Annotated in this window: 22 protein-coding genes; 8 read left to right on the forward strand and 14 right to left on the reverse strand. The window is 51.7% G+C overall.

The genetic code is table 11. The features are described 5' to 3' along the window. Positions 1 to 4: 4 nt before the first annotated feature. Positions 5 to 1,084, reverse strand: a complete 1,080-nt coding sequence (locus DZC79_RS17815) for a glycosyltransferase (protein ID WP_118953019.1) — start codon at positions 1,082 to 1,084, stop codon at positions 5 to 7. Between DZC79_RS17815 and DZC79_RS17820 the strand changes: the two genes are divergently transcribed. Beyond that, positions 1,057 to 2,184: a glycosyltransferase family 4 protein gene (locus tag DZC79_RS17820; protein ID WP_118952964.1), complete on the forward strand. Its 1,128-nt coding sequence runs from the start codon at positions 1,057 to 1,059 to the stop codon at positions 2,182 to 2,184. The genes DZC79_RS17815 and DZC79_RS17820 overlap by 28 nt on opposite strands. Positions 2,185 to 2,230: 46 nt before the next feature. Then, a complete protein-coding gene (locus DZC79_RS17825) occupies positions 2,231 to 2,920 on the forward strand; it encodes an outer membrane beta-barrel protein (RefSeq protein ID WP_157977251.1) in 690 nt (229 codons plus the stop codon). Here DZC79_RS17825 and DZC79_RS17830 read toward each other — a convergent pair. The 5 genes from DZC79_RS17830 to DZC79_RS17850 form a co-directional block, all read right to left on the reverse strand. Next, the gene (locus DZC79_RS17830; protein ID WP_118952966.1) at positions 2,892 to 4,100 is read right to left on the reverse strand and encodes a M20 metallopeptidase family protein; all 1,209 of its coding nucleotides are present in this window, start codon (positions 4,098 to 4,100) and stop codon (positions 2,892 to 2,894) included. The two genes, DZC79_RS17825 and DZC79_RS17830, sit on opposite strands and share 29 nt — an antisense overlap. Continuing rightward, a complete protein-coding gene (locus DZC79_RS17835) occupies positions 4,093 to 4,524 on the reverse strand; it encodes an SPOR domain-containing protein (RefSeq protein WP_118952967.1) in 432 nt (143 codons plus the stop codon). The genes DZC79_RS17830 and DZC79_RS17835 overlap by 8 nt, the downstream gene beginning before the upstream one ends. Positions 4,525 to 4,538: 14 nt before the next feature. After that, positions 4,539 to 5,189: a deoxyribose-phosphate aldolase gene (deoC, locus tag DZC79_RS17840; protein ID WP_118952968.1), complete on the reverse strand. Its 651-nt coding sequence runs from the start codon at positions 5,187 to 5,189 to the stop codon at positions 4,539 to 4,541. Between the two features lie 9 nt (positions 5,190 to 5,198). Continuing rightward, positions 5,199 to 6,500, reverse strand: a complete 1,302-nt coding sequence (locus DZC79_RS17845; protein WP_118952969.1) for a phenylacetate--CoA ligase family protein — start codon at positions 6,498 to 6,500, stop codon at positions 5,199 to 5,201. Between the two features lie 78 nt (positions 6,501 to 6,578). Further along, positions 6,579 to 6,968 carry a helix-turn-helix domain-containing protein gene (locus tag DZC79_RS17850; protein WP_157977252.1) on the reverse strand — a complete coding sequence of 130 codons (390 nt, stop codon included), beginning with the start codon at positions 6,966 to 6,968 and terminating at the stop codon, positions 6,579 to 6,581. Between the two features lie 526 nt (positions 6,969 to 7,494). Between DZC79_RS17850 and DZC79_RS17855 the strand changes: the two genes are divergently transcribed. Together DZC79_RS17855 and DZC79_RS17860 are read left to right on the forward strand one after the other, a co-directional pair. Continuing rightward, on the forward strand, positions 7,495 to 10,803 hold the full coding sequence (locus DZC79_RS17855; protein ID WP_118952971.1) for an SdrD B-like domain-containing protein: 3,309 nt from the start codon (positions 7,495 to 7,497) through the stop codon (positions 10,801 to 10,803). Between the two features lie 36 nt (positions 10,804 to 10,839). Continuing rightward, complete coding sequence (locus DZC79_RS17860; RefSeq protein WP_118952972.1) at positions 10,840 to 11,907, forward strand: T9SS type A sorting domain-containing protein; 1,068 nt, start codon at positions 10,840 to 10,842, stop codon at positions 11,905 to 11,907. Positions 11,908 to 11,991: 84 nt separating this feature from the next. On the opposite strand, the gene DZC79_RS17865 is transcribed toward DZC79_RS17860, so the two are convergent. From DZC79_RS17865 to DZC79_RS17895, 8 genes are all read right to left on the reverse strand, one after another. Beyond that, positions 11,992 to 12,456: a response regulator gene (locus DZC79_RS17865; RefSeq protein WP_198666936.1), complete on the reverse strand. Its 465-nt coding sequence runs from the start codon at positions 12,454 to 12,456 to the stop codon at positions 11,992 to 11,994. 269 nt (positions 12,457 to 12,725) lie between these two features. Continuing rightward, entirely contained in the window at positions 12,726 to 14,888 is a 2,163-nt protein-coding gene (locus DZC79_RS17870) for a sensor histidine kinase (protein ID WP_118952974.1), read from the reverse strand. Positions 14,889 to 14,899: 11 nt separating this feature from the next. Then, on the reverse strand, positions 14,900 to 15,661 hold the full coding sequence (locus DZC79_RS17875; protein ID WP_118952975.1) for a methyltransferase domain-containing protein: 762 nt from the start codon (positions 15,659 to 15,661) through the stop codon (positions 14,900 to 14,902). Positions 15,662 to 15,685: 24 nt separating this feature from the next. Next, entirely contained in the window at positions 15,686 to 16,510 is an 825-nt protein-coding gene (locus DZC79_RS17880) for a hypothetical protein (protein WP_118952976.1), read from the reverse strand. Between the two features lie 743 nt (positions 16,511 to 17,253). Continuing rightward, complete coding sequence (locus DZC79_RS17885; RefSeq protein WP_118952977.1) at positions 17,254 to 17,706, reverse strand: LytR/AlgR family response regulator transcription factor; 453 nt, start codon at positions 17,704 to 17,706, stop codon at positions 17,254 to 17,256. Between the two features lie 132 nt (positions 17,707 to 17,838). Further along, a complete protein-coding gene (locus tag DZC79_RS21525) occupies positions 17,839 to 17,994 on the reverse strand; it encodes a hypothetical protein (RefSeq protein WP_198666937.1) in 156 nt (51 codons plus the stop codon). A 285-nt stretch (positions 17,995 to 18,279) separates the two neighbouring features. Beyond that, positions 18,280 to 19,080, reverse strand: a complete 801-nt coding sequence (gene pyrF / locus DZC79_RS17890; RefSeq protein ID WP_118952978.1) for an orotidine-5'-phosphate decarboxylase — start codon at positions 19,078 to 19,080, stop codon at positions 18,280 to 18,282. A gap of 40 nt (positions 19,081 to 19,120) precedes the next feature. Continuing rightward, positions 19,121 to 20,563: a hypothetical protein gene (locus DZC79_RS17895; RefSeq protein WP_118952979.1), complete on the reverse strand. Its 1,443-nt coding sequence runs from the start codon at positions 20,561 to 20,563 to the stop codon at positions 19,121 to 19,123. Positions 20,564 to 20,646: 83 nt separating this feature from the next. On the opposite strand from DZC79_RS17895, the gene DZC79_RS17900 reads away from it, so the two are divergent. The 4 genes from DZC79_RS17900 to DZC79_RS17915 all read left to right on the forward strand — a co-directional run bounded on the left by DZC79_RS17900 (position 20,647) and on the right by DZC79_RS17915 (position 25,132). Beyond that, positions 20,647 to 22,620 carry a PI-PLC domain-containing protein gene (locus tag DZC79_RS17900; protein WP_118952980.1) on the forward strand — a complete coding sequence of 658 codons (1,974 nt, stop codon included), beginning with the start codon at positions 20,647 to 20,649 and terminating at the stop codon, positions 22,618 to 22,620. Between the two features lie 183 nt (positions 22,621 to 22,803). Beyond that, the gene (gene atpD / locus DZC79_RS17905) at positions 22,804 to 24,309 is read left to right on the forward strand and encodes a F0F1 ATP synthase subunit beta (RefSeq protein WP_118952981.1); all 1,506 of its coding nucleotides are present in this window, start codon (positions 22,804 to 22,806) and stop codon (positions 24,307 to 24,309) included. Between the two features lie 92 nt (positions 24,310 to 24,401). After that, the gene (atpC, locus tag DZC79_RS17910) at positions 24,402 to 24,659 is read left to right on the forward strand and encodes an ATP synthase F1 subunit epsilon (RefSeq protein WP_118952982.1); all 258 of its coding nucleotides are present in this window, start codon (positions 24,402 to 24,404) and stop codon (positions 24,657 to 24,659) included. A gap of 131 nt (positions 24,660 to 24,790) precedes the next feature. Further along, a complete protein-coding gene (locus DZC79_RS17915; protein ID WP_118953020.1) occupies positions 24,791 to 25,132 on the forward strand; it encodes a YciI family protein in 342 nt (113 codons plus the stop codon). The last annotated feature ends 51 nt before the right edge of the window (positions 25,133 to 25,183 follow it).

Raw genomic sequence — 25,183 nt, forward strand, 5'->3', positions numbered from 1 at the left:
AAAGTTACCGGGTTAGTAGCTTTACGGCATATATCCCCTTTGTCTTTAGGGTATATAGGATAGCGAAGAGATAATAATATACGGATTTACCCTTCCGGGCGCTCATGATCCTAAGCTCGTGCCTGAGCATCGTTTTCTCCAGCTGCAGCCGCTTTCGTGTATCCGTACTGGCATTGGCTATGTGTACTACAGCAGTCGCAGCCGTAAAATAGGAGGGTATGCCCAGCTGCTGAAACTGGTAGCACCAAAGCTGATCTTCACCATACATAAAAAAACGTTCATCCAGCTTCTGTCCGGGCAGCTTTTCCAGATCCCTTCTGTAAAACATCATGAAAGCGCCGCTGACCCAGTCGCACTCTGTATCAAAATCGCCCTTGAAATACTGGTTCAGCATCAGCTGCGCCCGCTTCCGGTAAGGAAGCAGGTATAGCAGGGGCCTGCACAGGTCCAGTAGCTCGTTGCGAACACTCCTGAACTTCCGGGCATTTTTCTGGTAAACACCGTTTTCATAATTGAGCCGGCAGCTGAGGATATGACTGCCGGCAAGGCCGTTCAGTACAGAGATGCTGCGGCTCAGGCTGTCCTCCGTAAGATAAGTATCCGAATTTAGCAGTAAGACGATATCGCCGGTAGCTGCCGAAAGGCCCAGGTTGTTTCCTTTCGCAAAGCCGTTATTCAGAGGATTGCAAATTAGCTTTATGTCCGGAAACATGGCCAGAAATGCTCCTGGGGGGCACTCAGTCGAAGCATTATCAACTAGGATAATTTCATAGGCTAGCTGCCGCGTATATTTTCTGATACTGGCAATACAGTTGCAGGTAATCTGAAAGGTATTGTAATTTACGATAATGATGGATAGTAACATGAGGATTAACCTTTCTCCTTGTACGGACGGCGGTAATGCAATGTTGCAAATGTAAAGAATTCCAACGGGGCTCCGTGTGTGCCTGCCAACCGATTTCTTCAGAAATTTCTTGCCTGTAACCAAACGTATGTTTATGTTTGCTTTCTTCCGGGTACGACGAATGCCCGCTTGCTTTACCTTTTGTACGTGCAATGGCAACAATTTTAAGCGTAGCTCCATATCCGTTTCTGCCGCCTGTAAACGGTGGCCATTGGGGTATTATCAATGTAGAGAAGCTGCTCTCGGTATTCAATGAGGTGCACACAGTCACTACAGACAACAATGTCTTCGGACAGGAACGTTATCCTTTCCGGGTACACACAGTACTCAGCAGCAGCAAGCTGAGGTATCTTCCATACAGCCAGTATCGAAAAGTATATCGCCTGGCAAAGACGCTGCAGCCACAATATCTGTTCTGCCATCATCACTATATGTTTCCAATGGTGGCGAAGCTCGGGCGTAAACTGAACGTGCCGGCGTATATCCGTTGCCATAATATCGAAGCCGAACGGTTCAAAAGTACCGGCAAGTGGTGGTGGAAAGCTATGCAGTGGTTTGAGCGTTCCGCTTTTCTGCGCTCTGCTGGCGTTTTCTTTGTTACCCGGGAAGACCGGGATTGGGCTGTAGCACATTATGGTCTTCCCGAAAGTAAAGCGCTGGTCATGCCTTTCGCTATCGATCGGCAAAGCAGGCCGCCCGCGCCGGCAATATCCAAAAAGGAGCTGGCCGCCATGCTGAACCTTGATGCGGAGGTCCCCTGGCTGTTCTTTATGGGCAAGCTGGACTATGCTCCCAACGAGGAAGCAGTCACCTTCATTGTGAAGGAAATACTTCCGCGCTTAAGGCAAAAGCGGGATCGCTTTCATATTCTTATCTGTGGCAAAGGGTTGCCGGCAATCCTGCAGCAGGAGATCGCCGCTGCAGGCAGGGACATTCATTACCTGGGCTTCGTTCCCGAGATCGAGCCTTTGATCGCTGCCTGCGATCTGATGATCAATCCGGTGATATCGGGAGGCGGCGTTAAAACCAAGGTAGTGGAAAGCCTGGCCTGGAATAAGACCGTGGTGTCGGCGCACAGTGGCGCCATCGGTATAGAAAAAGCGGTTTGCGGTAACAAGCTCCTCATTGCGCCGGATAAAGACTGGCAGGCATTTACAGGCTTGATATGCGCTGTCCTGGATCATCCTGAAGCAACGATTCCTGACACTTATTTTGATCACTATTACCTCGGCAATGTCGCCAAAAGGCTTCAGCCGCATTTTAGCGGCAACAGCTTGTAGCTGCGGGCATACTTTCCACCCCATGGAAACCGTTTATCTTTGTATGATGAAACGGAGCTCAAGCCTTTGCCATGCTGTTTACTTCTTTTTTACCATTTGTATCTTGCTTGCCGGAAATGTACTGTGGGCGCAGGCTTCGGATGACAATTCCTTGTTTGGCGGCGAACGGACGTTTATCGGCGGCCTGGTGCTGGGCGGAAATATAACACAGGTGGATGGCGATTACCTTAACGGCTACCACAAGTTTGGGCTCAACGCCGGTGCCGTGGCCTACGTCAACTTTTCGCCGAAGGTGGGCACCAGCATAGAGCTGCTGTTTTCTCAGAAAGGCAGCCATAGCGTGTCGACGCTGGAGTCGCCTTATTACGGCAGCTATTTTGCCAAGTACACTATCCGGCTGAATTATGCCGAAGTCCCGGTAGTGCTGCACTATTACATCACAGAGAAAACCCATATCGGTATCGGGGCAGCATATAACCTGCTCGTCGGCTCTAAGGAGGAGTATAACGATGCCAGCTACAATACCGTGGTCGACGACAGGCAATATCCTTTTGAGCGGCACACTATCGACGGTTTGCTGAGCGCCAGCAGGGTGCTGTGGCGGGGGCTGGTCGCCAATGTCCGTTTCCAGTATTCGCTGACCACGATCCGTAAATTTTCAAATATCCCGCCAGGCCTGGGGTTCGAGAATCAGAAGAACAATATGCTTACTTTCCGGCTGATGTACCTGCTTTAGCAGCAAGGGCGCTTAAAGCGATATAGCTCATGAGGCCGGCGCCGGTTGCCAGCGCCGGCTCATCGATATCAAAACGGGAATTGTGCACCGGAAGTGTGTATCGTTCACCGTTCTGGCTGGTGCCGATACGGAAGAAGCAGCCTTTGATCCTTTGCGTATAAAAGGCGAAATCCTCGGCGCCCATGCGCAGCTCAAGATCCTTTACCTGTGCGGCGCCCAGGAAGTCCGTAGCAAAAGCGCGGGCCTGCTTCGTGGTCTCCGGATCATTGAACAGGGAAGGATAACCGTCGGGTATATCGATCAGGGCTTCGGCGCCATAAGCAGCGCAGATCTGGCTGGTGATCTGCCGTATGTAGCCAAGGGCTTCCCGCCGCCAGTCTTCGTCGAACGTGCGCAGGGTGCCTTCCAGCTCCACTGTATTGGGGATCACATTGGTGGTATGTCCGCCGGCTATTTTTCCAAAAGTAAGCACGGTAGGAGAGAGCGGGTTGCTTTTGCGCGATACGACCTGCTGCAAGCCGGTGATCACCATAGCAGCTACCGCTATAGGGTCGACCGTTTGCTGGGGTAAGGCGGCATGACCGCCTTTTCCTTTGATCGTAATATAGATCTCATCGGCGCTAGCCATATACTGACCGCCCCTGAAACCTGCTGTGCCGGCTGGCAGCTGGGGATATACATGCAGGCCGTATATCGCATCGGGAGCGGGGTTGTCGAGCACGCCGGCCTTAATGAGCAAGCTGGCACCTCCGGGATTCTTTTCTTCGCCGGGCTGGAAGATGAGCTTGATAGTACCTTCAAACCGGTCTTTGTATTCCTGCAATATAGCAGCGGCGCCCAGGAGGCAGGTAGTGTGCACATCGTGGCCACAGGCATGCATGATGCCGTCGTTGCGTGAGCGGTAGGTTGTTTCGTTATCTTCCTGTATCGGTAGGGCGTCCATATCGGCCCGCAGCGCGATACAATGTTTGTCCGGGTTACGTCCAGGGATCAATGCAACCACACCGGTATCGCATATGCCTTTTTGGTACGCAATACCGAGCTTGTCCAGCTCCGATGCTACAAATGCAGCAGTCTCATATTCGCGGAACGAAAGCTCGGGATGCTGATGCAGATGTCGGCGCATGCCGATCAGGCCGGGCAGCAACGCTGCCGCGCGTTCTTTTATAGCGTCAATCATTGTCCTCGCTGCTTTCCTTGTTTTTACGCACAGTATTGATGTTCACCACATCGGGTACCACCATGCTCGGGTTGAACTGCGCCGATAGCTTGTTGTACAGGTCCAGCGCATCTTTCCGGGAGCGGAAATCACCGACGCGCACCCTGAACTGAGGATTGTTGTACACCAGGTAGGAGCGTATGCCCGAGAACTGGCGCATAAACTCAAGCTTGATCTGGGAAGCCTTCTTCCGGTCGTTACCATTATAGATCTGTACCCGGAACCCCCTGACCTTACCGATAAAAGGCCGGTTTGCGCTGGCTGGCTTATTTACTACCAGCGCCAGTCTTGGATCGGCATGTACATTGACATAGCCGGTGTCGCTCTCCTGGGCCGCAGCACCAAGGGTGCAGCCCAGCAGCAAAACAAAGAAAAGGTATTTCATAAGCTAGGTTTTTATCAGGAACCGCCGGCGATCGTGACGCTGGCGGAGGCGCCGATACGGGTAGCGCCCGCATCGACCAGCTCCTGTGCAAAAGCAAAGGTACGAATCCCGCCCGATGCTTTGATCTGTATCTCCGGAGGCAGGTGGCTGCGCATCAGCTGCACAGCATGCACGCTGGCGCCTTGTTCGGAGTATCCGGTAGATGTTTTTACGAAATCGACCTTGTGCCTGGCGTACAAGGCGCAGCAGGCAATGATCTCGTCGTCGGTCAGCACGCCGCTTTCGATGATCACCTTAACGATGCCACGGTTGAGCCGGATAGGCTGCAGGCAGGCCGTGATCTCGCGGGACAAATAATCCCAGTCCCCGCTTTTGACAGCGCAGAGATTGATCACGATATCCAGCTCCAGAGCGCCATCGGCGATCGCTTTACGGATCTCCGCTACTTTGGCTTCAATGCAGCTGTAGCCAAAGGGGAACCCGATTACGGTAGCAGTGGCCACTGCGCTGCCGGCGGTATGCTTATGCGCCAGCGAAACATAATGCGGGGGTACGCATACGGCAGCAAACCCGTACCGGACTGCTTCTCCGCAGAGCTTTTCAATGTCGGAGGGAAGGGTAGTGGGCTTCAGTATCGTATGGTCGATATAAGAGGCTATATTCATATCTGCTGTTTAAAAAAGAGTCCGGTGGTCGATGAATTTTACCGGCTTCCGGTTATGATTGGGGAATTGTAATTGCCTGATCTCTTCCGCGCTGCAGTAATGAATATGAGGAATCACCCGCCATTTGTGCCGGAATACCGGGTGCAGCAACTCGTTGCAGGAGGCTGGATCCATATCGCTGTACAAGTAAAGCGATACCTGGTCCTGCTCATCAGCTCCTGTGCTCACTTCAACCACATACTCGCGTATGGCGGGAATGCTGTTGAGCGTATCGAAGATCGCCGGCGGATAAAGCGAAGTGCCTTTGAATTTGATCATTTGCTGCTTGCGGCCGAGTACAGGTCCCAGGCGCATCGTGTGCCTGCCGCAGCTGCAAGGCTCGTAGTAGCCGCGGCAGATATCGCCTGTGCGGTAACGCAGTAACGGCATGCCTTCCACACCGAGCGTGGTAATGGTTAGTTCGCCCTGCTCACCCGGGATTACCGGTTGTCCCGAATCATCCAGCAATTCAGCAATGATCAGCTCCGGATGATGATGGCCGCCTTTGCCGGCGCTGCATTCTGTAAAGGCCGTTTGCAGCTCGGTGGCGGCATAGGTGCCGTACAGCTGTATGTTCCAGTCACGGGTGATCTGCTGTGCCAGGGCATTGGGCCTAAGCTGGTCGTCGCGGAGGCTTTCGCCTATGGCCAGCACTTTTTTTACGGTGGTATCATTGGCCGAAAAGCCGCTGGCTTCCGCCTCGGCAATCATCTTCGGCAGGAAAGAAGGTACTGCGACCAGGCCCGTGGTATTCAGCTGCCGTATAGTATCCCATTGCATGGCCGGAAGACCAGGGCCGGTACGTACCGATGCCGCACCCAGCAACGACAGCCCGCTGTAATAAGCCACACCCGCCATGAACTGCCGGTCAAGCGTCAGCATCAGCTGGAAAATATCATGCTCTGTGGCGCCGATGCAATGGAAAGAAAGGTATTCGTTGTAAGCGAGGCGCAGCAAATCGTTCTGGGTGAGCGCTATGCTTACCGGCCGGCCCAGTGTGCCGGAAGTGGCTACATATTCCCGTATGGCCCGGGGCGCTACGCACAGAAAGTCGGTATTGTACCGCTGCAGGTCTTCTTTGGATGTTGTGGGCAGCTCATTAAAATCCTGCCAGGAGCGTAGTGCCTTCGGATCGAATTGATGCTGCCGGAATAAGCGTTTGTAAAACGGGGAATGCTGCTGCAGGTACACCAGCGCCGGACCCAGTTTTTCCCACTGGAAATCGGCCTGCTCTGACAGTTTTTTTTGTTCTATTGCCGGTATGAATGCCATCGGGCGGTGAAGATAAAGATATTTGGCTGCCCGGAGAAGAGCGCCCGCTGCCATAAGGCAGGGGCTGTATCTGGTTGGTTATGCCTGTTCCGGTTTCGACATATTGCTGGCCAGCTGGTTGATCAGGTTATACAGCTTTTCAATGTCTATTTCCAAGCGGCTGATGGTCTGCTCATACATCCTTTTTTCAAAAGAGCTGAGGCTTGGCGGGATATTGGAATGCTGGCTTTCCACACCTGTGGGATTATTGTAGAAATTATCATTGATATTGATCAGCTCCGATGGCGAAGTCTTATAGAGCTCTGCCAGCACCTCAATGCGGTCAAGCGTTATTTTGGTGGTTCCTTTCTCAATAAGGCTGTAGGCATTCTGCGATATATCGAGTACGCGGGCTACGTATTCCTGGGTATAATTATTGATCTCTCTTAATATCTTCAGTTTCTTGGAAAACTTCTGGGTAAGGTTCATCTGCCAAATGAGTTGAATACGCGAATTTATAAAAAGCTCTGCAACCGGAAAAACAACATCGTTGTTTCCCGAACCGATCATGCCCGCCAGTAATATCCTCTTTCTATTTCCTTCGTTATTATGGTTTTCTTAAAATATTTCCTGGACAAAAGTACAATATTATAGATCAAGCGAGTGAATATCTTTTTACCTGCTAAAGTATATTTCGCATCGATGGATCATCAATGGAACGTGATATGTTTTTTGCAAAAACGAAAGATTTTTGCGGAGCTAAATCATGCTTCTATATTGAATAATATATGCTTATTCTGTTTCCTTTTAATCGAATCAGAATCTATATTACTCTCTTTCAATGCTTAAAAGTCGTAAGAGATGCTGGTAAATATACTAAAATTGTATGAATAAAAAAATCATGATAATTCATAGATAAATTTAAAAAATACTTTTAATAAAAAATTCAAAATAAACAATTTATAATTTCGAAAATGTAATCAAACCAATCAAACAAATCCCTAAACTTTTATCAATGAAAAAAATTTTATGCTTTGCCTTGGCAGGATTGCTGCTGGGCGTTGCAGAGACATCGGCCCACCGGATTGAGTATTACACCACAAATGGCTGTATCAACCCGGGGCAAACGCTGAAGATCGATGCCAAAGTAGTAGCGGCCCCTTCCAACACCCGTTATGCCTGGCAATACAAAACGGCTACCGGCAGCTGGACCTGCTTTGACAACAATACCAACAACACCATTAACGGTACAGCGTTCTATGTAACCAATGCCTCCGGTTCGGGCGCCGACAATGCGCCGGAACTGAACATCGCCAATCCGACCTCGGCACTGGATAATGTGCAGATCCGTTGCCTGATGCGTGAAAATGGCAACCCTTGCGGCGCACCGCCCAATACTACTTATGGCGGCGACGATCTGAACCCTAAAGAAGCAAAAATGCTTCGCCTTCGTTACAATGCTGTCGCCGGCGCCTGTTCTATCTCCTGTGAAGACAATATGCTCAGCAATGCCAACGGCTTCTATGGCGGCTTTGAAGCAGTAACTTACAGCAGCGGCAGCTTTACGGACAAGAATTTCCTCTCCGGCGCAGGCAGCTCCGACTTTATCGCCAATGGTTCGGGCAACGGTGCTTATAAGTCCAAAAACAATCCTTACGATGCCTATGGTTTCAGCAGTGCGCGCTTTGCACCACACAGCGGCAACTACCAGATGGTAATAAAAGGTAATAGCACTGCTTCAGCCAAAGTATGGTACAAGACAGTATCGGTGCTGCCCGGCGAGGTGTATAGCTTTTCCGTATGGGTATCGAAGGTTGATGGCACCACACCCAATATACAGCTGCGCGCCGGCAACAGGGAGCTGGCCGCTATGCAGCCCGCTGCAACCATTGGCGAATGGACGCAGCTTAACGGCACTTACGGTGTACCGCCGGGTGTCACCTCGATTACCTTTGCCATCAGTGACAAGGCAGCAGGCTCCGGCGCGCACAATTATGTGCTCGACGATATCTGCCTGGTAAAGACTGCCGATCCTATTGCCATTGGTGATAAGGTATGGTTCGATATCGATCGCGACGGCCGACAGGATGCCGCAGAGCCGGGTATCGACGGTGTTACGGTAAAGCTGTTCTACGACGGCGATATGAACAACGTGGCCGACTCGGCCAATGCGGTGTATACAGCAACGACAAGCGGTGGCGGAAACTATAGCTTTAACGGCGTGATCCCGGGCAAATACTTTGTGCAGTTCACCCTGGCGGCCGGCTACAGCGGCTTTACCACACAGGACGCGGCCAACGTACCGGTTGGAGAGCATTCAACAGCTAACGTGAACACCGGCAAAACAGGTACGCACAATTTCACGGCCAATTATATGTTCAAAGATGCCGGTATGGTGAAGAATTTCACTATTTCGGGCAAAGCCTTCAACGATGTGAACGGCCTTACCGACAATACCGTCAACGGTGTGCTGATCTCCTCGCTGGGCAGTGCGCCTTTGTATGCCAACCTGTACAGGGGCAATACTTTTGTTGCCTCCACGCCCATAGCGTCAGGCAGCTATACCTTCAGCAACCTGGCGGGCAACACAGCTTACACCATAAGCATCAGTACAGTGGCTGCGACTTCCGGCAGCCCGGCATCTGTACTGTCATCCGGTTGGGTCAATACCGGTGAGTTTGTGGGTACCGGTACCGGTAGCGACGGTGCTGTGAATGGTCTTGTTGCCGTTAATCTCGGCGCCGCTTCTGTGGGCGATGTTAACTTTGGTATAGAGCAGCTGCCCACACCTGTCGGCTCAACAGCGACCAGCCAGGTCAACCCCGGTGGTAGTGTAAGCATTACCGTTCCCCCGGCTACCTTCGGCGGTACCGATCCTTCCGGCGGCACCATTACCTCCCTGCGCATTACAGCCTTTCCCGGCGGCGCTGCCAGCATCACCGTTAACGGCACAACTTATACTTCTGCCAATTTCCCTCCGGCAGGCATTACTGTGCCCGCCGGTCCTAACGGGCAGCCGGCACAAACGATTACCGTCGATCCGGCAGCTGATGGTATTACCTCTGTAACGATCGCCTTTAAAGTGACAGACAATGCAAACAAGGAGTCGACTACGACCAGCACGGCAACAGTACCTTTCTCAGCACTGACCATCAGCGGAAAGGTGTTTAACGATGCCAACGGCATGACCAATAACCTTGTTGATGGTACAGGCATCAATACCGCTTCCGCAGCGCAGCTGTATGCTTACCTGGTGCTGCCTTCAGGGATCGTTTCCGATTCGATTCCGGTTGCAGCCAACGGCAGCTTCCAGCTGGATAACGCTTCTGCCAATACGAATTACACCGTTGTGGTTACCACAACACAAGCCCTGATCGGCAGCAGCAACCCCGCGGTAACACTCCCTTCAGGATGGGTACGCACCGGCGAGCAGCTGGGAACCGGTAACGGCAGCGATGACAATGCCAACGGCCTGCTGAGCGTAGCTACAGGCAGCGGTAACGTGAGTAATGCGCTGTTCGGTATCGAGCAATTGCCTGTGGCCGGTACTGCTACGGCTGTAAGCCAGGCTAACCCCGGCGACACAGTCAACGTAACGATCCCCCCTGCGACCTTTGTGGCTACCGATGCGTCTCCCGGAACGGTTACCTCTATTAAGATCACGGCTATGCCTTCCAATGCAACCAGCCTTTCGGTGAACGGCAATAAGTACACCACTGCCAATTTCCCTTCAGGTGGTATCGTACTGCCGACCGGAACCAATGGCCAGCCGACAGTTCCCGTTGCGGTAGATCCGGTGAGCGGTACCGTTACTGTTGGTATCCCTTTCCGCGTGAACGATAACGCCAACATGCTTTCGACCAATACAGGCATGGCCAACGCTCCGGTATACGAGGTGCCAGATCTGACGCCGATCATCACTGTTGCACCTGCAACCATGTACGGCAGCACCAGCTTCACTGCAAGGGTGGATATCTGGAACCTCAGCAATGTACCCAGCAACGGAACGATCACCGTATACGTGACCAAAAGCGCCCTGATCAACTACACTTACAACAGCGCACTCTCCTCTGCGATAAGCATACCGGTGCAGAACAATGTATGGACCATGGATGCCACATCCAGCGCGAGCTATTACATTTTCACCACCAATGTATCTATTGAAGCACAGGGAAGGTCTTCGTTCGGTATTAACGGCGTGCTGACACCGGGTGCTACCAAGGGCCAGCTGACCAATACGGCGATCATCAACCCCGGCAGCGGCGGCGAATCGGTGATCACCAATAATACCGACGCCGAGATTATCCGCTATTTTCCTAACTAATCAAACCGAAACACACAACCTCCTTAAATCGAAACAATGAAAAAATCTTTAATCGTATCCGGCCTCATGCTACTTGCTGTGCCGTCTTTGTTTGCCCAGCAAAACCCCGCAGCCGCTAATCCCATACTGTCGCCCGCGCCCCTGGCCAATATCGGCTCGCAGTTCAACCTGAGCTTCGATGTGGGTAACGCCGGTACGCTGGATATCAGCGGTGCAAACGAGCCGCAGAAGATGAAGTTCACCATCAGCCTGGGTAAATGTGCGCCCAGCGTGAACGGTGTGGTTTCGGCCACAGGTACCGACGCCCTTACCGGTACTGCCCTGAATTACTTCGATGTGACCTACGATGCGGCGATCAAAATGTACTCCTTCACACAGAAGGCCAATGTGCCCCTGGGTATCGTACCCAACGGCATGCATAACATCATTGTGCACGCCCAGGTGACCGCTTTGTCTGCTCCCGGCAATACCGACGATATCGGCGCCAACCTGAACGTGCAGCCTAATGCTGCTGCTGCAGGCGCCAGCCAGCCGACCGATGATGATCGCGTGGAGATCTTTACCCATACCACGGGCGCACCGCTGCCCGTGGTGCTCAACAGCTTCCAGGCCCATGGTGCGGGTTGCAGCGTAGCGCTCGACTGGAATACCGGTAAAGAGCTTCAGTTCGATCATTTTGATATCGAGCGGGGGGCCGGTAAAAGCTTTATTGTTGTAGGCCGGGTAAAGGCTACCGGCGACAACAGCCGTTACAGCTTCACTGATAAGCAAGCTGCCAACGGACTGAATACCTATCGCCTGAAAATGGTAGATGCCGACGGCGCCGCTACCTATAGCGATATCGCCACGGCCAAAGCCGATTGCGGAACAGCAGCAACGATTGCGGTATTCCCCAATCCCACTAGTTCTTCGGTACAGGTAAGCGGCATTCCCGCCGGCGCTACGCTGCGCCTGATGGATATTACCGGTCGCCTGCTGTCGGAGACGGTTGCTAACGGCAGCACCGAACGCATCGACCTTTCTGCTTTACCTGCAGCATTATACCATGTGCAGGTGATCAAGGATCATACGCTGATCGCTACAGCTAAAGTAAGCAAGCAATAAGCAGCTTACCCACAGAACATAAAAGATCCCCGGTATTGTGCCGGGGATCTTTTTATATCGGAAATTTTTTCAGGAGGATTAAGGTTAGGACAGTAGCTTCTGACGCAGCAGGAATTCCAGCTGGCTGTTGGATATCTCCAGCTTCTCATTCATTTGCTTGATCTTTTCCCGCTCCATGAAGATCGCATAAGCCCTTTCAATTGTTTTGTCCAGCTCTTCTTCGTTCCAGGGCTTGGTCAGGTAGTGGAAGATCTTGCCTTTATTGATAGCGTCGACCACAGCGTTCATATCCGTAAAGCCGGTAAGCAATATCCGTATGGGATCAGTAAACTTTTCGATTACTTTTTCCAGGAATTCAACCCCTGTCATATTGGGCATGCGCTGATCGGTAATGATGACATGTATCAGGTTCTTTTCCAGAATTTCAATTGCTTCTGCTCCGCTAAGCGCGGTGAACACCTTATACTTCAACCTGAAAGTTGCCTTAAAGGAGATGAGGTTGTTCTCTTCATCGTCTACATAAAGAATTGAAATTTTATCATTGTTCATCACTGAGATGTTTTTGTAATTGAGTATGAATTGGCTTGGAAAAAGGCTTTGGTTAACGGTATGGTAAAGGTAAGCGATAATCTCATTATTGTATCTAAGTTACAAAATCATAGATAAATATTAATTCATGATATAAGATTATGTCGTGATTTTTAATAATCTATGAAGAAAAAGCAAGGTGGTGCTGCCTTTCAGGTCATTTTCTCTTTTGTAAATAGTATGCTTTATTTTTTTGATGCTATGGCTTGTTTTTTTAAAATGCAAAAGCTTTAACTGTTAGTTGCACCGCTTGTTTCTATAGCATTAACCGGTATCTGTAAGTGGAAGGCGCTGCCTGCTCCCAATGTTGAGGTTACAGAGATGCTGCCGTTATGCTTTTGTATGGTGTTAAAGGCAATAGACATTCCAAGGCCGGTACCCTGACCTACATCCTTGGTGGTGAAGAAGGGGTCGAAAACCTTTCTGCGGGTGTCTTCCGTCATGCCTGTTCCATTGTCGCTGATGGTTATATACACCTGGTCGTCAGTACAGCGGGTGCTTACTGTTAATTCGCCGCCCGGGGCTTCGCCGAATCGCTCGTTGATCGCGAACAACGCATTGGAAATGATATTGAGAAACACCTGGTTGAGCTTGCCGGGATAGCAATGCACCAGGGGCAGGTTGCCGTAATGCTTCGTGACCTTAATGTGGCCCAGCAGGTTGTTGACAATAACAATGGTGGATTCGAGCCCTTCGTTGATATCGGCCAGCTTCAGCTCCGCTTCATCCAGGCGCGAAAAGATACGAAGGCTCTTTACGATCTCGGCAGTGCGGGAGGCGCCCTCGTTGATCCCTTTCAGCAGGTGCCCGATTTCCATTTTCAGGTAGTCGAAGTCCTGCTCTTCCTTAAAACGGTTGGTGGCTTCGATGCGGTCCTGGTCGCTGATGTTGCTTGTATTAAGCTGATCCTGCAGCTGGATGATCTGGAGCAGGATGTCGACATCCCGTTTCAGGGGGCCTATATTGCCTGTAACAAAGTTGATGGGATTGTTGATCTCATGTGCGATACCCGCAGTAAGCTGACCCAGCGAAGCCATTTTTTCGGCTTCGACCAGCTGCATCTGGGCCTGCTGCAGGTCGGCCAGTGTGGTTGCGATCTCAAGATTCTTGCTTTCCAGCTCCTCCGTGCGTTTCTTCACCTTTTGCTCCAGCACAATATTCTGCTCTTTGATGATACGGCTGTTCTCTTTGGCAATGCGCAATGCAGCCAGCCGCGATTGTTCCTTTTCCTTCTTGAGGATGTTGATCCTGTTGGCCAGACCGAAAGACAGCAAGGCCATTTCGATGGCTGAGGCCATTTGCATGGAATAGGTCGTGGCCATGTTATAAGGCAATATGCTGAAGTCTTTCAGGATAAAGACAAGTGAACCTGCGATCAATACGGTCCATGCAACCAGGAAAAACCGTGCGGAGGAAACGGAAGGTTGCTTCCATACCACGTAGCAAGCCGTAAGAAAAAGGCCCACGGAAGAAAGCGTGGTGGCCGATTGCATGATGACGAAAGCCCTGTTGGCATCGAAGAACACGACAACCAATGCAATGAAGAACAGGACCGCCAGGAACAGCAGCATAAAATACAGCTTCCTGAAATGCTTTCGGACCTCGAGGAACCCGATGGTAAAGAAGATGGCCGATATACCGCTGATGCAAGCAAAGAGTACGACGCTGATGTTCTCAAACCAGGGCGCATCGGGCCAGAGGAACTGGTAGTTAAAGCCTTTCAGACCGATTTGCGTCAGGCCCACAAACAATACGTAAGAAACATAATAGAGGTAGGCCTTGTCTCTTATCGAAAGAAAGAGAAAGAAATTGTATACCGCCATGATGATCACTACACCGATGTACGCGCCTGAGAACAAATATTCCCAGGCGACCTCTGTCAGCTGCTGCTGCGGCTGTGTCGTGTACACCGGCAGGATTACCGGCATCTTGCTGCGGATCCTGAGATAATAGGTATTCGTTTGGCCGGTAGGGATATCCAGGTCAAAGATATAATTGGGATCCTTGAACTTTCGGTCGGAGAAGCGATGCGTTTTGCTGATAAGGATACTGTCGGTAAGCATGCCGTTATGCGTGGCGTAAAGGCACACCTCGTCAAAGGTGGCATTGGCTACTTTCAGCAGGTGATTGGCATTGGTACCCGGATTGGAAAGGCTGAACCTTGCCCATACATCATGGTCATTAACACCCAGGTTGGGTATAGCATTCCCGGCGCTTTCGAAGGATGCTTTCATCACCTGGTCCAGCGACTCATTTTGCTTTGGCTTATAGACCTCTAGCTTTTTGCCGATCAGCACCTCTGTTACAGTGTCGTTGAGATAAGCCGATTGTGCTGAGCCCCTGGCAGCCGTCAGCAGGACAAGGATGATGAGCCAGAATGGTTTTCCTTTCATTGAAATAAGCGCTATTTTATCGCAGTGGCAACGACAAGATTGATCGAGCAGGCAAAATAACGATTCCTGTCTGCATCTTCAAGCGCTTGCTTAAAAGAATTATGCTCTTCTTCAGAGATGAGTCCTTTTTCCTGCATCATCAGCAGGGCGTGGTCGGTCCGCAGCATCTGCACCACCTGGTCGAGCGATCGTAGCACGAAGGGATATACCTCGATGCCGGGTGCTCTGAAGCCGGCCTCTGTTAAATAATCCAGCAGCTTTACTGCTGCAGCGCCATTGTTGACATTGCCATTGCCCAGGTAATCCCTTAAACGGAAGCCGACGCTGGTATCACCATTGTAAAAGGCGATGCTGCTCCAGGCCGTCTCTACACATACAACAGGACTTTGGGGGCTCAGCACGCGGTAAAATTCTGAAAAGGCCGCAGGTGCATCCGTAAGGTGCTGTATCAGCCTTTCGTTGCGCAGGCCCGACAGCTCATTGTCTTTAAAAGGAAGCTGTCCGGCAGTTGCCTGGATAAAATCTGCGTTCGTTTGCTGCTTCGCTGTGCTTCTCGCCTGGGCAATCATTTCTTCGGCCGTATCTACACCGGTGACCTGTACCGTATTGCCCAGCAGTTGCGCCAGGTTGAGCACGTCGGTGCCGGTACCGCAGCCGATATCAGCGATACGGCCGGTATTGATCTTCCGGAAAGGCTCATAGGATTGTTGTTTCAGCTGCGCAAGCACCTGGGTCGTCTGCTCCAGGTAGCTGATGTTGTACAATTGGGACATGTGGTTAAATGGGATTGGTTCTGATTATTGTATATTCAAATCACGCATGTTATGTGTGCCGGGTTTGGTCCGGTTTTTATAGTCGCTCCTGACGAGGTTCTCAATCGTTTCCTCAAGACTCCATCGCTCCAGGTAAGGGATCTCCAGATCGTAATGAATAATGATCTCTTTCCTGCGCAGGGTTTCTGTTCTGATGATGCTCAGGTTGTCGCGTAAAGACAGGATAGCTGCGCGGTCGGCTTCGGTAGCAGTGCACAGGTCCTTAAGATCGGTGTAGATCATGGTCGTTGCCAGCAAGTCCAGCTTGGGATAGTAGAAGGTTCCATTGTTTCCTAATCGTGTTTCAATGCGGTAGCCCAGGTTCTCGGTCAGCTTTACCGTATACGGAGCGCATAGGGCGAACAGCGATTGCAGCCCGATCTGCTTTGTGATCGCAATAGCGGCATAAGATAAAAAAATGCTGCCGATACCATAGCCGGCGATCTCCCTCGAATTCCAGAGCCCGCAGCCCTCGCCCGTGCCCTGCATACCGTAGGTCCGTATCATATCGTAGACGTTGGGATCCATAGTGCCGGTGGCGTCCTCAATTGGCAAGGGCTCTGTACCGCCGGCTACGTGAATCCTGGCGCCGCCATAAACACGTTCACGGTTAAGCGACTCTACAATAACAACAAAAACGGCCGGGTTAGTGATCCACGCATTCTTGGATGAGGTAATGTTCTCAATGCCAAAATTGGTAAGCACCCGCATGTGACCGTCTGCAAATTTATAGCAAGTCTCGGGATCGTCGATAGCCCTGAAGGCTCTGAGCCTTACCTCGGGCTTGTCCCTGTTTAATAACGTATCCATTACTTTTAGATGCTAAGAATAACTCAAATAATTTATTGGCGAAACGGCGGTTTATGGCGCTTCAGGGGCGTTCTTCTCCCGAACTGAATTGGAACAATCAGAAAATCTATTACCGTTGCCTGCATAAATTACCGGCGCAGGAATTACTGATCAGAACTGATAGAAGTGAGTTTGGTTCAAATGCTTAAAGTGGTGGATACAGTTAAAAGCAAGCAAAGGTATAAGAATAGATATTAGGAAACACGTTTTATTTATGCAACTTAATACCATCATGCTTTACCGCAAACAAAGATCGTCCGGAAACAGCTGCAACGATCTCTGAGTTGCGAAGACCGGGACCTTGCTTGCGACGACCACAACTGTGCTGGTACCTCTGTTAAACGGCGTATGCCTTGCAGAGCCGTATTTTCAGGGAACAAGGCATCCTGTTTATGGGACGGAATAATTCATTGTGAGAGGAAGACAAACAGATACAGCATGCGAGATCATTGCAGGTGTCAACTTTGCTTTCGTATGCGGCTATAGGACACTTGTACTGCTGCTGCAATGATTATAACGCGATCTGTTATAAAGTATGAAAGTATTGCTGCCAGCGGCTTTGAAGTGTTAAGCCTAATAGAACTAAGTATAAATACCCAGTTTATCTGTAATACTTTTGGCCAATCAGGTTTGCTGATATCCCGTCTCGGATTCACTGACAAAAGAGCCTTAAAGTATATTCCTCTTGTTCCGGAAAGCATGCATCAGCTGCTCTTTCTTACCGATACCTCCAGCAGCGCCTTATCTTTCATGATCACATAACCACTGCCGCTTTTGCCCTTATGGTATTCGGTCACCTGCCTGATATTGATCAGGTGCTTGTGGTGTATACAGATGAAGCCGTACGCTTTCAGCTCTTCTTCGAAGGTAGCCAGGGTGCGCAGGACCATCTTCTCGCCCGATTTGGCGAAGTAAAGCACGGTATAATTATCTGTGGCTTCGCAGCGGATAAGGTCGTCGCTATCAGCAAGCACAATCCGTTCATCATAGGCAGCCGGAGCTTGCGCACGCTCGGCTGGCTTTGCAGCGAATCGAGCAATGCCGGCAGGTCGCCTGCGGTAGCAGGGGTGTGGCGGCACCGGTTCATCGGTTCTTGGCTTCTTTACCGCGGCGTTAAATTCCATTTCGCTGACCGGCTTCAGCACATAGCCGATCATGGATGCCTTGATTGCTTTAAGCGCATAGTGATCGAATGCGGTGATCGGATCACCTGCGCTTCGGTAGCAGGGTAGTGGCGCAAGGTGTCGAAGCCGGTACCGTCGGGCAGCTCCACATCCGGGAGCAGGATATCAGGAAGGCGGGTACCAGGGATAGCGCTTGATCTCCTGATCGGCGGGCCCTGCCGGATCGCTGATCCGCTGGAATTTTTTTCCGTCGAACCGCAGCGCCGTTCCCCGTTCCCAGCCAGATGTATCCTCTGGGATCCTGCTGTACCAGGTAACCATTGGTACCCGTGTAACCACCCGGCAAGGTGTACTGGTGCATTCCCGGCAGCAGGTATTCCGAAGCCATCTACAAAGCAGCAGAAACCAAAGTCCTGGTCTGAGATAGGCGACAGTCACTGAGCAGTATTTTGGGTTTGGTTAGGGTAATGTACAATTTAGTTCTAAGAATGTTCTTGCGATATAGCTATATTTTTTTAGCGAAGGAAAAGGATGTATTCTGTTAAGCTGCCAAAAGAAAAAACCAGCCGCTGCCGGCCGGTTTTATATATCCTTATCCATAAAGGATCAGAAATAAGTTTCCATTTCTTCACGGTATGTGGCGGCCGCTTTGGCTGCCTGGTCGGCAAAGTCCGTTCCGCTGCCGGCGAAGATAACGCCACGGCTTACATTGACCAGTATACTGACATCCTTATTCATAGCGGTACGGGCTACGGTGGCCATGTCGCCGCCCTGGGCGCCCACGCCGGGTATCAGCAGGAAGTGATCAGGAACGATCTGGCGTATCCGTTCCAGCTGCTCTTTCTGTGTGGCGCCTATGACAAACATAGTATTGTCCACACTGCCCCAGGATGCCACCGTACGCAGCACCTGCTCATATAATAAGCCATCGCCGGCCGGCTGCAGCTGGAAATCCCGGCTGCCTTCGTTGCTGGTCAGTCCAAGCACAATAGCCCACTTGCCCGGGAACTGCAGGAAAGGCGCAACGCTGTCTTTACCCATATAAGGAGCCACCGTAACGCTATCGTAGGGATAGGTATCAAAGAAAGTCTTGGCATACTGTTCGGCCGTATTGCCGATATCGCCGCGTTTGGCATCGGCTATCGTGAAAATATCCTTGGGGATATAATCGAGCGTCTTACTCATGCTGATCCAGCCTTTCAACCCTTGCGCTTCATAGAAAGCCGTATTGATCTTGTAAGCCACAGCATGTTCTTTCGTAGCATCGATAATGGCCTTGTTGAATTCAAATACCGGGTCTTCCGTGGCAAAGAGATGCTGCGGTATCTTGCTTATGTCGGTGTCCAGGCCTACGCAGAGAAAGGATTTCTTTTTCCGTATCTGGTCGATCAGTGATTGTCTGTTCATGCTTGCAAAAATAAAAAAAGCATTTGCAGGATTGATACAATTAAAAATTATGAATATAGGACAGCATGAGCCCGATGGCGAAGGTGCTGGCCGGTACCCTTACCTGTTGGCCATTCAGGAAGGTCCTGTCTTTCGGTGTATCAAAGTTGACCGGCTGCAGGTACTTCCCTGTGCGTCCGTAGCTGAGCAGCAGGCCAGCTCTTACATGCAGCCTTTGCCGGCGAAACTGTCCACCCATCTGACAGTTGTAGGTGTTCCAGGTAAGAATATAGGGCGCTTGTCCGCTATAGTCTTCTTCACCCGGCCTGCGGGGAATAAAAGTATTGTTGGTGGCCAGGGAGGCCAACAGGCTTATGTCCGAATTCAGCTGGTAGCTCCAGCCCAGCGCCAGGTTGAGCACGCTGGACCGCTCTTCCGAAAATTCAAGGAATTCCTGGGTCTGCGCGTTATTGCTGCCCGTATCGGGACGGAGAAAAGATTCATTCCGGGGCGAGACAATAAGGTAATGGCTCACTGCCGGAAAGTACTCGGCCGCCAGATAACATTGTCCTCTGCCGTAATCGAAAGCATAGCCTGCAGCTAGGCTCAGCGGCATCTTATACTTTACGGGAAGTCCCGTCTGCCTGCCGTTGGCCAGCAGGTTGGCGGTAAATCCGCCGTCAGGCAGGTGCACGTTGGAGATCAGGATGTCGCTGTTGAGAATGGCCCGGCCTTTCACTGATATCATGGGTGTGGTAAACAGCAGCCCGAAATGATGCCTGCCCGCTTCATAGGCCAGGCCCGCACGGAACCGTATGCCCACATGCCAGTAGCTCAGGTCATAATCGGCCTGGAAAGACGCAATGGGGGGAATGACGGCATCGCTATCCGTATTGAACAGCGCACGGGAGGTCGTATGCTGGTAAAGGTCCTGGCTGAGCAGCTGGCCTTCCGCCGTAATGCCTACGGCAAGTTTGGGACTGAGCTTGAAGCCCGCACCGATGCTGCCTATCGTCTGGTTCTGGTTGTTGCGGGCAGAGTATTGGCCCACATAGTATTCGTCGCCGGGGCTATAGCTGTCGTCCAGCACATTCATTCTTTTGTCCTGCCTTTGCGTGCTCTGGAAATCCAGGATAGGACGGTTGATGAGCGAATAGCCTACGGTAAGGTTGTTTTTCCGGCTCAGGAGTATGGTGCCCGATACCAGCTGGGGAATGATCCTGGCTTCGCGGCTGCGTAACGGTAATCCCTGGCCCACGGCATTCCTGATCCTCGTGTTACGGTATTGGTATACATTAGCCGATACTGCAACGGAGGTTTTGGGATGCAGGGCCATAATGGCCGGGTTGTAATAGAAAAAGCCGCTGTCGTTATCGCTGGCGATCACGGCGCCGGGCGTTACATAACCGCCGGTACCATAGTCGTTATGCCAGTAGCCGGCATCCTGTGCCGGCGCTATAAGCGCAGCAAATAGACAAAGGAGCAGCGTAAAGGTTTTCTGCATAGACAAGGTTTTGGTCAGAGGATAAAGATAATGCGGGTTGGGAAGACCTGCAAAAATTGTATCTTGGCTGCCGGAGCCTTTCTATGAATACGACTGCCCTGAAGCATTTATTAAGCTGCCTGTTTTTAGCCGTCTGCCTGGTCGGTGCAATACCTTGTGCAAAGGCGCAGCAGCTGGCCTTTCAACAGCCGGCAAAGCTTACGATACAGGCGCAAAGCGATAAAGCGCCGGTCCTCCTGCATGCTGCCGGTGCGTATCTGGCTGCCTGGAAAAGCCCCGGAGCACAAGGACACATTCAGCTGGCCACCTGGCCCGATAAAGGGCAGGTGGCGCCAACCGAGACAACCCTGGCCGACGCGATAACCGGCGAGCAACCTGCACTGGTTGCCGCCGGTGCAGACAGATACCTGTTCTGGCGGGATACTGCCGGCGCCCTGCGCTACAAGTATTGTCCGGAGCGCGGCGCCTGGGATGTCGTGCCGGTGCAAAGCCTGGATATTGCTGCCGGGGCCGGTGGCGAGGGCTTGACTGCCGCATGCGTATCCGGGAAGATCGTGCTGGTCAATCGCTGCAGGGGAAAAGACCGGCAGTGGATGGCTGTCCTGGAGATCGCGCCGGACGGGATTTTGCATACCTTATCCTTCCGGGAATTGAGCGGCAGTCGTTCTGCTGCGCTTTCCTTTATCCTGGCCGGTGAAGAGACTGTAAGGTTCTGCCGCAGCAATGGCGCCCAGCTGTACTACCGGGATTACCAGGTAGTGCAAAGCCGTTTCGGGCCGGAGCAAAGCCTGTCTGCCGGTTCGCTGATCACAGCCATGGGCGGCCTTCTTGATGGCGATCGTTCCATAAGCCTGTGGCGCAGTCGCACCGACCGGCAATGGCATTACCAGGTAACGACAGCTTCGGGTTCCGGTGCAGCAGCAGCGATTCCCGGCTTCCCGGATACGGAGCTGCCCGTAGCGCTTTGTCCGACGGAGAACGGCGGTGTACTGCTTGCCTGTACCGGCGCCGATCAACAAATCTATATCATCAACGGCGATGCCTACGATCCGGCCTCCTGGATGGGATCTGCCTTGTTTCCCGGTAAGGCGGATTATACCTTAAGAGACATTGTGCTGCCCGGCGCGCACGATGCTGGTATGTCGATCCTGAATGCAGTAGGCGGAAAAAGCACCTATACAATTAATGAATGCAATACGCTGACCCAAAAGCTGCCTGTAGCGCAACAGCTGCGCGCCGGTATCCGTATGTTCGATCTCCGTATCGACCGCTACCAGGGAGCGTTATATACCAAGCATGCGCCGTCCGACTGTATGGATGATGCGGTAGGCGGCGGATACGGCGAACGGCTCGATACAGTGCTGTATAGCGTAAAACGTTTCCTGGAGGCTTACCCGCAGGAATTCGTCTTGCTGAGCTTTTGCCATTTCTGTGACCGGTACATGACTGTAGCGGAGCAGGGCAGGGCAATCACGACGATGCTGGGCGCCGATAAGGTGTTCTATCCCGCAGGCCGGCAGCTCGGCGATATTCCCCTGAGCGAGCTGGCCGGTAAAGTGATCGTTTCTTTTGAAGAGCATGACTTTCCCCAGTCCGGTATCGTTGCCAATACGATGACCGACCGCTCGACCGCCTTCTTCAACTACAAGCGGAGGTATGCCGGTACCAACAGCCTGGATACTTTGCTGCTGTCGCAGAAGAATTTCTTTACCGGGTTGAAAGGCAAGACGGACCGCAACGATATCATCAGGGTCGACTGGCAGCTCACGCAGGCCGGTCAGGAGGCTGCTATCAGCTGCAGTCAGTTCCAGTCGGAGAATGCCAATCTGCTGCTGGACGGGGCTTTATTGCTGGTCAATGCTATCCGTAAAAACAAAAGCATCATCAGCCTGGCGCTATGGGGCAACCGCTACCTGGCGGCCCAGCTGCAGCAATGGATCGCTGAGGGCATTATCGACCGGGAGAACAAGCCTAATATCCTGTACGTCGATGCGGCCAATGGCTGGATCACGGACATCTGCGTGGGCCTGAACCGGAGCACGCTGTATCAGAAATAAACGGGCTGTCCATATCGCTCCGGATGTATACGAAGAGGGGCGCCAGGGCCGGGCAACGGCACATTTTCTTTAAAAAAATACTTCCATCCATCAACTTTTTCAGATTATTTCCTTTTTAAGAGAATATAGCTTACTTTTGCAGCCGAATTGGAAATCTCTTTATAAAAAAATTTAATTTTTGATATGCCTAACGTTGGTAAAATCAAGCAAATCATCGGCCCCGTTGTCGACGTTCATTTCTCTTCTGACAGCAAATTACCGGAAATCTACAACGCTCTTGAGCTGACCCGTGAGAACGGTGAGAAGCTGGTGTTGGAAGTGCAGCAGCACCTCGGGGAAGACAGCGTTCGTTGCGTAGCGATGGACGGTACCGAAGGTCTGGTACGTGGTCTGGCCGTAACCGATACCGGTAAAGCCATCGCCATGCCCACAGGAGACCAGATCAACGGTCGTCTGTTCAACGTAACCGGTGATGCGATTGATGGTCTGCCTCAGCCCGACCGGACAACTACCCGTCCGATCCATGCCAGGCCGCCAAAGTTTGATGAGCTGAGCACCTCTACCGAAGTGCTGTTCACAGGTATTAAAGTAATCGACCTGATCGAACCTTATGCAAAAGGTGGTAAGATCGGTCTGTTCGGCGGTGCGGGTGTAGGTAAGACCGTACTGATCCAGGAGCTGATCAACAACATCGCAAAAGGTCACGGTGGTCTGTCCGTATTTGCCGGTGTAGGCGAGCGTACCCGCGAAGGTAATGACCTGATGCGTGAAATGATCGAAGCCGGTATCGTAAAATACGGCGAGAAATTTGCACACAGCATGGAAGAAGGCGGATGGGATCTGAGCGCTGTGGATATGGAAGGCCTGAAAGATTCAAAAGCGACCTTCGTATTCGGACAGATGAACGAACCCCCCGGCGCCCGTGCCCGTGTGGCCCTTTCCGGTCTGACCATGGCGGAATATTTCCGCGACGGCGACGGCAAAGGAAAAGGTAAAGACATCCTCTTCTTCGTAGACAATATCTTCCGTTTCACCCAGGCCGGCTCCGAAGTATCGGCGCTGCTGGGCCGTATGCCCTCTGCGGTAGGTTACCAGCCGACCCTGGCTACAGAAATGGGCCTGATGCAGGAACGTATCACCTCTACCAAATCCGGTTCTATTACTTCTGTACAGGCGGTTTATGTACCTGCGGATGACTTGACCGATCCGGCTCCGGCAACTACCTTCGCCCACCTGGATGCCACTACCGTACTGTCCCGTAAGATTGCGGATCTTGGTATCTATCCCGCGGTAGATCCCCTGGATTCTACTTCCCGTATCCTGACCGCTGCTGTAGTAGGCGAAGCCCACTACAACTGCGCCAACCGCGTGAAGCTGATCCTCCAGCGCTACAAGGAGCTGCAGGATATCATCGCGATCCTGGGTATGGACGAGCTGAGCGAAGAAGACAAGCTGACCGTAAGCCGCGCCCGTCGTGTGCAGCGCTTCCTGTCACAGCCCTTCCACGTAGCAGAGCAGTTCACCGGTCTGGCCGGTGTGCTGGTACCCATCGAAGAAACTATCCGTGGCTTCAACATGATCATGGACGGTGAAGTGGATGAGTATCCTGAAGCCGCTTTCAACCTGGTAGGTACCATCGACGATGCGATTGCCAAGGGTAAGAAGCTGATGGAACAAGCCAAAAATTAATTTTGGATTTTGAAATTTGAATTCCGGATCCCGGGATTTGAATTTTGATCTTGGGATTTGAATTTTTGAATTTTTAATTTTGAATTTGCTGTATGCAATTAGAAATATTAACACCCGAGCATAAGGTTTTCAGCGGTAGCGTATACGGTGTTCAGCTGCCCGGTGTGGAAGGCTCCTTTGAGATCCTGCAAAACCACGCACCCATGGTGGCTGCGCTGGGCGAAGGCAAGATGAAGATCCTGAAAGACAAGAACAGCAACGAAACCTACAACATCACCGGCGGCTTTGTGGAAACACTCAACAACAAGACCACCGTGCTGCTGGAAGGAGCGGAATCCGTTTCCTACTAAGCTGTTCCCTCAGCAAAAAAATATAAGGTCCCGGTTCGTCGGGACTTTTTTTTATGGCTAAATTAGCCGGCCTGTCCTATTTTACGATTCCCGATTGTTATTTGTTTTTAACCACTATAAAAACACAGATCATGCAAAATTTTCTTTTATTGTTCCGCAGGGAAGGCGGCGTATCGCCCCAGGGCTCTCCTGAAGAAATGCAGGCCCTAACCCAGAAATGGATGGACTGGATCGGCAGCATTGCCGCGCGCGACCAATTGGCCGACCGTGGCAACCGCCTGGCCGAAACCGGCAAAGTTGTGAGATCGGGTATGGTAACCGACGGCCCTTTCAGCGAGATCAAAGAGGTGCTGGGCGGCTATACGATGATCAAGGCTGCCTCTTATGATGATGCCGTGGCCATAGCCCGGGGCTGTCCCATCCTGCCTTTGGGCGGCAGTGTCGAAGTCCGGAGCCTGAATCCGGTAATGTAATGGTGCAACGGATAAAATTTGTTCCAGGCCCTGCCTTTACCGGCAGGGCCT

It is taken from the genome of Taibaiella helva, from assembly GCF_003545695.1.
GTDB lineage: Bacteria > Bacteroidota > Bacteroidia > Chitinophagales > Chitinophagaceae > Taibaiella > Taibaiella helva.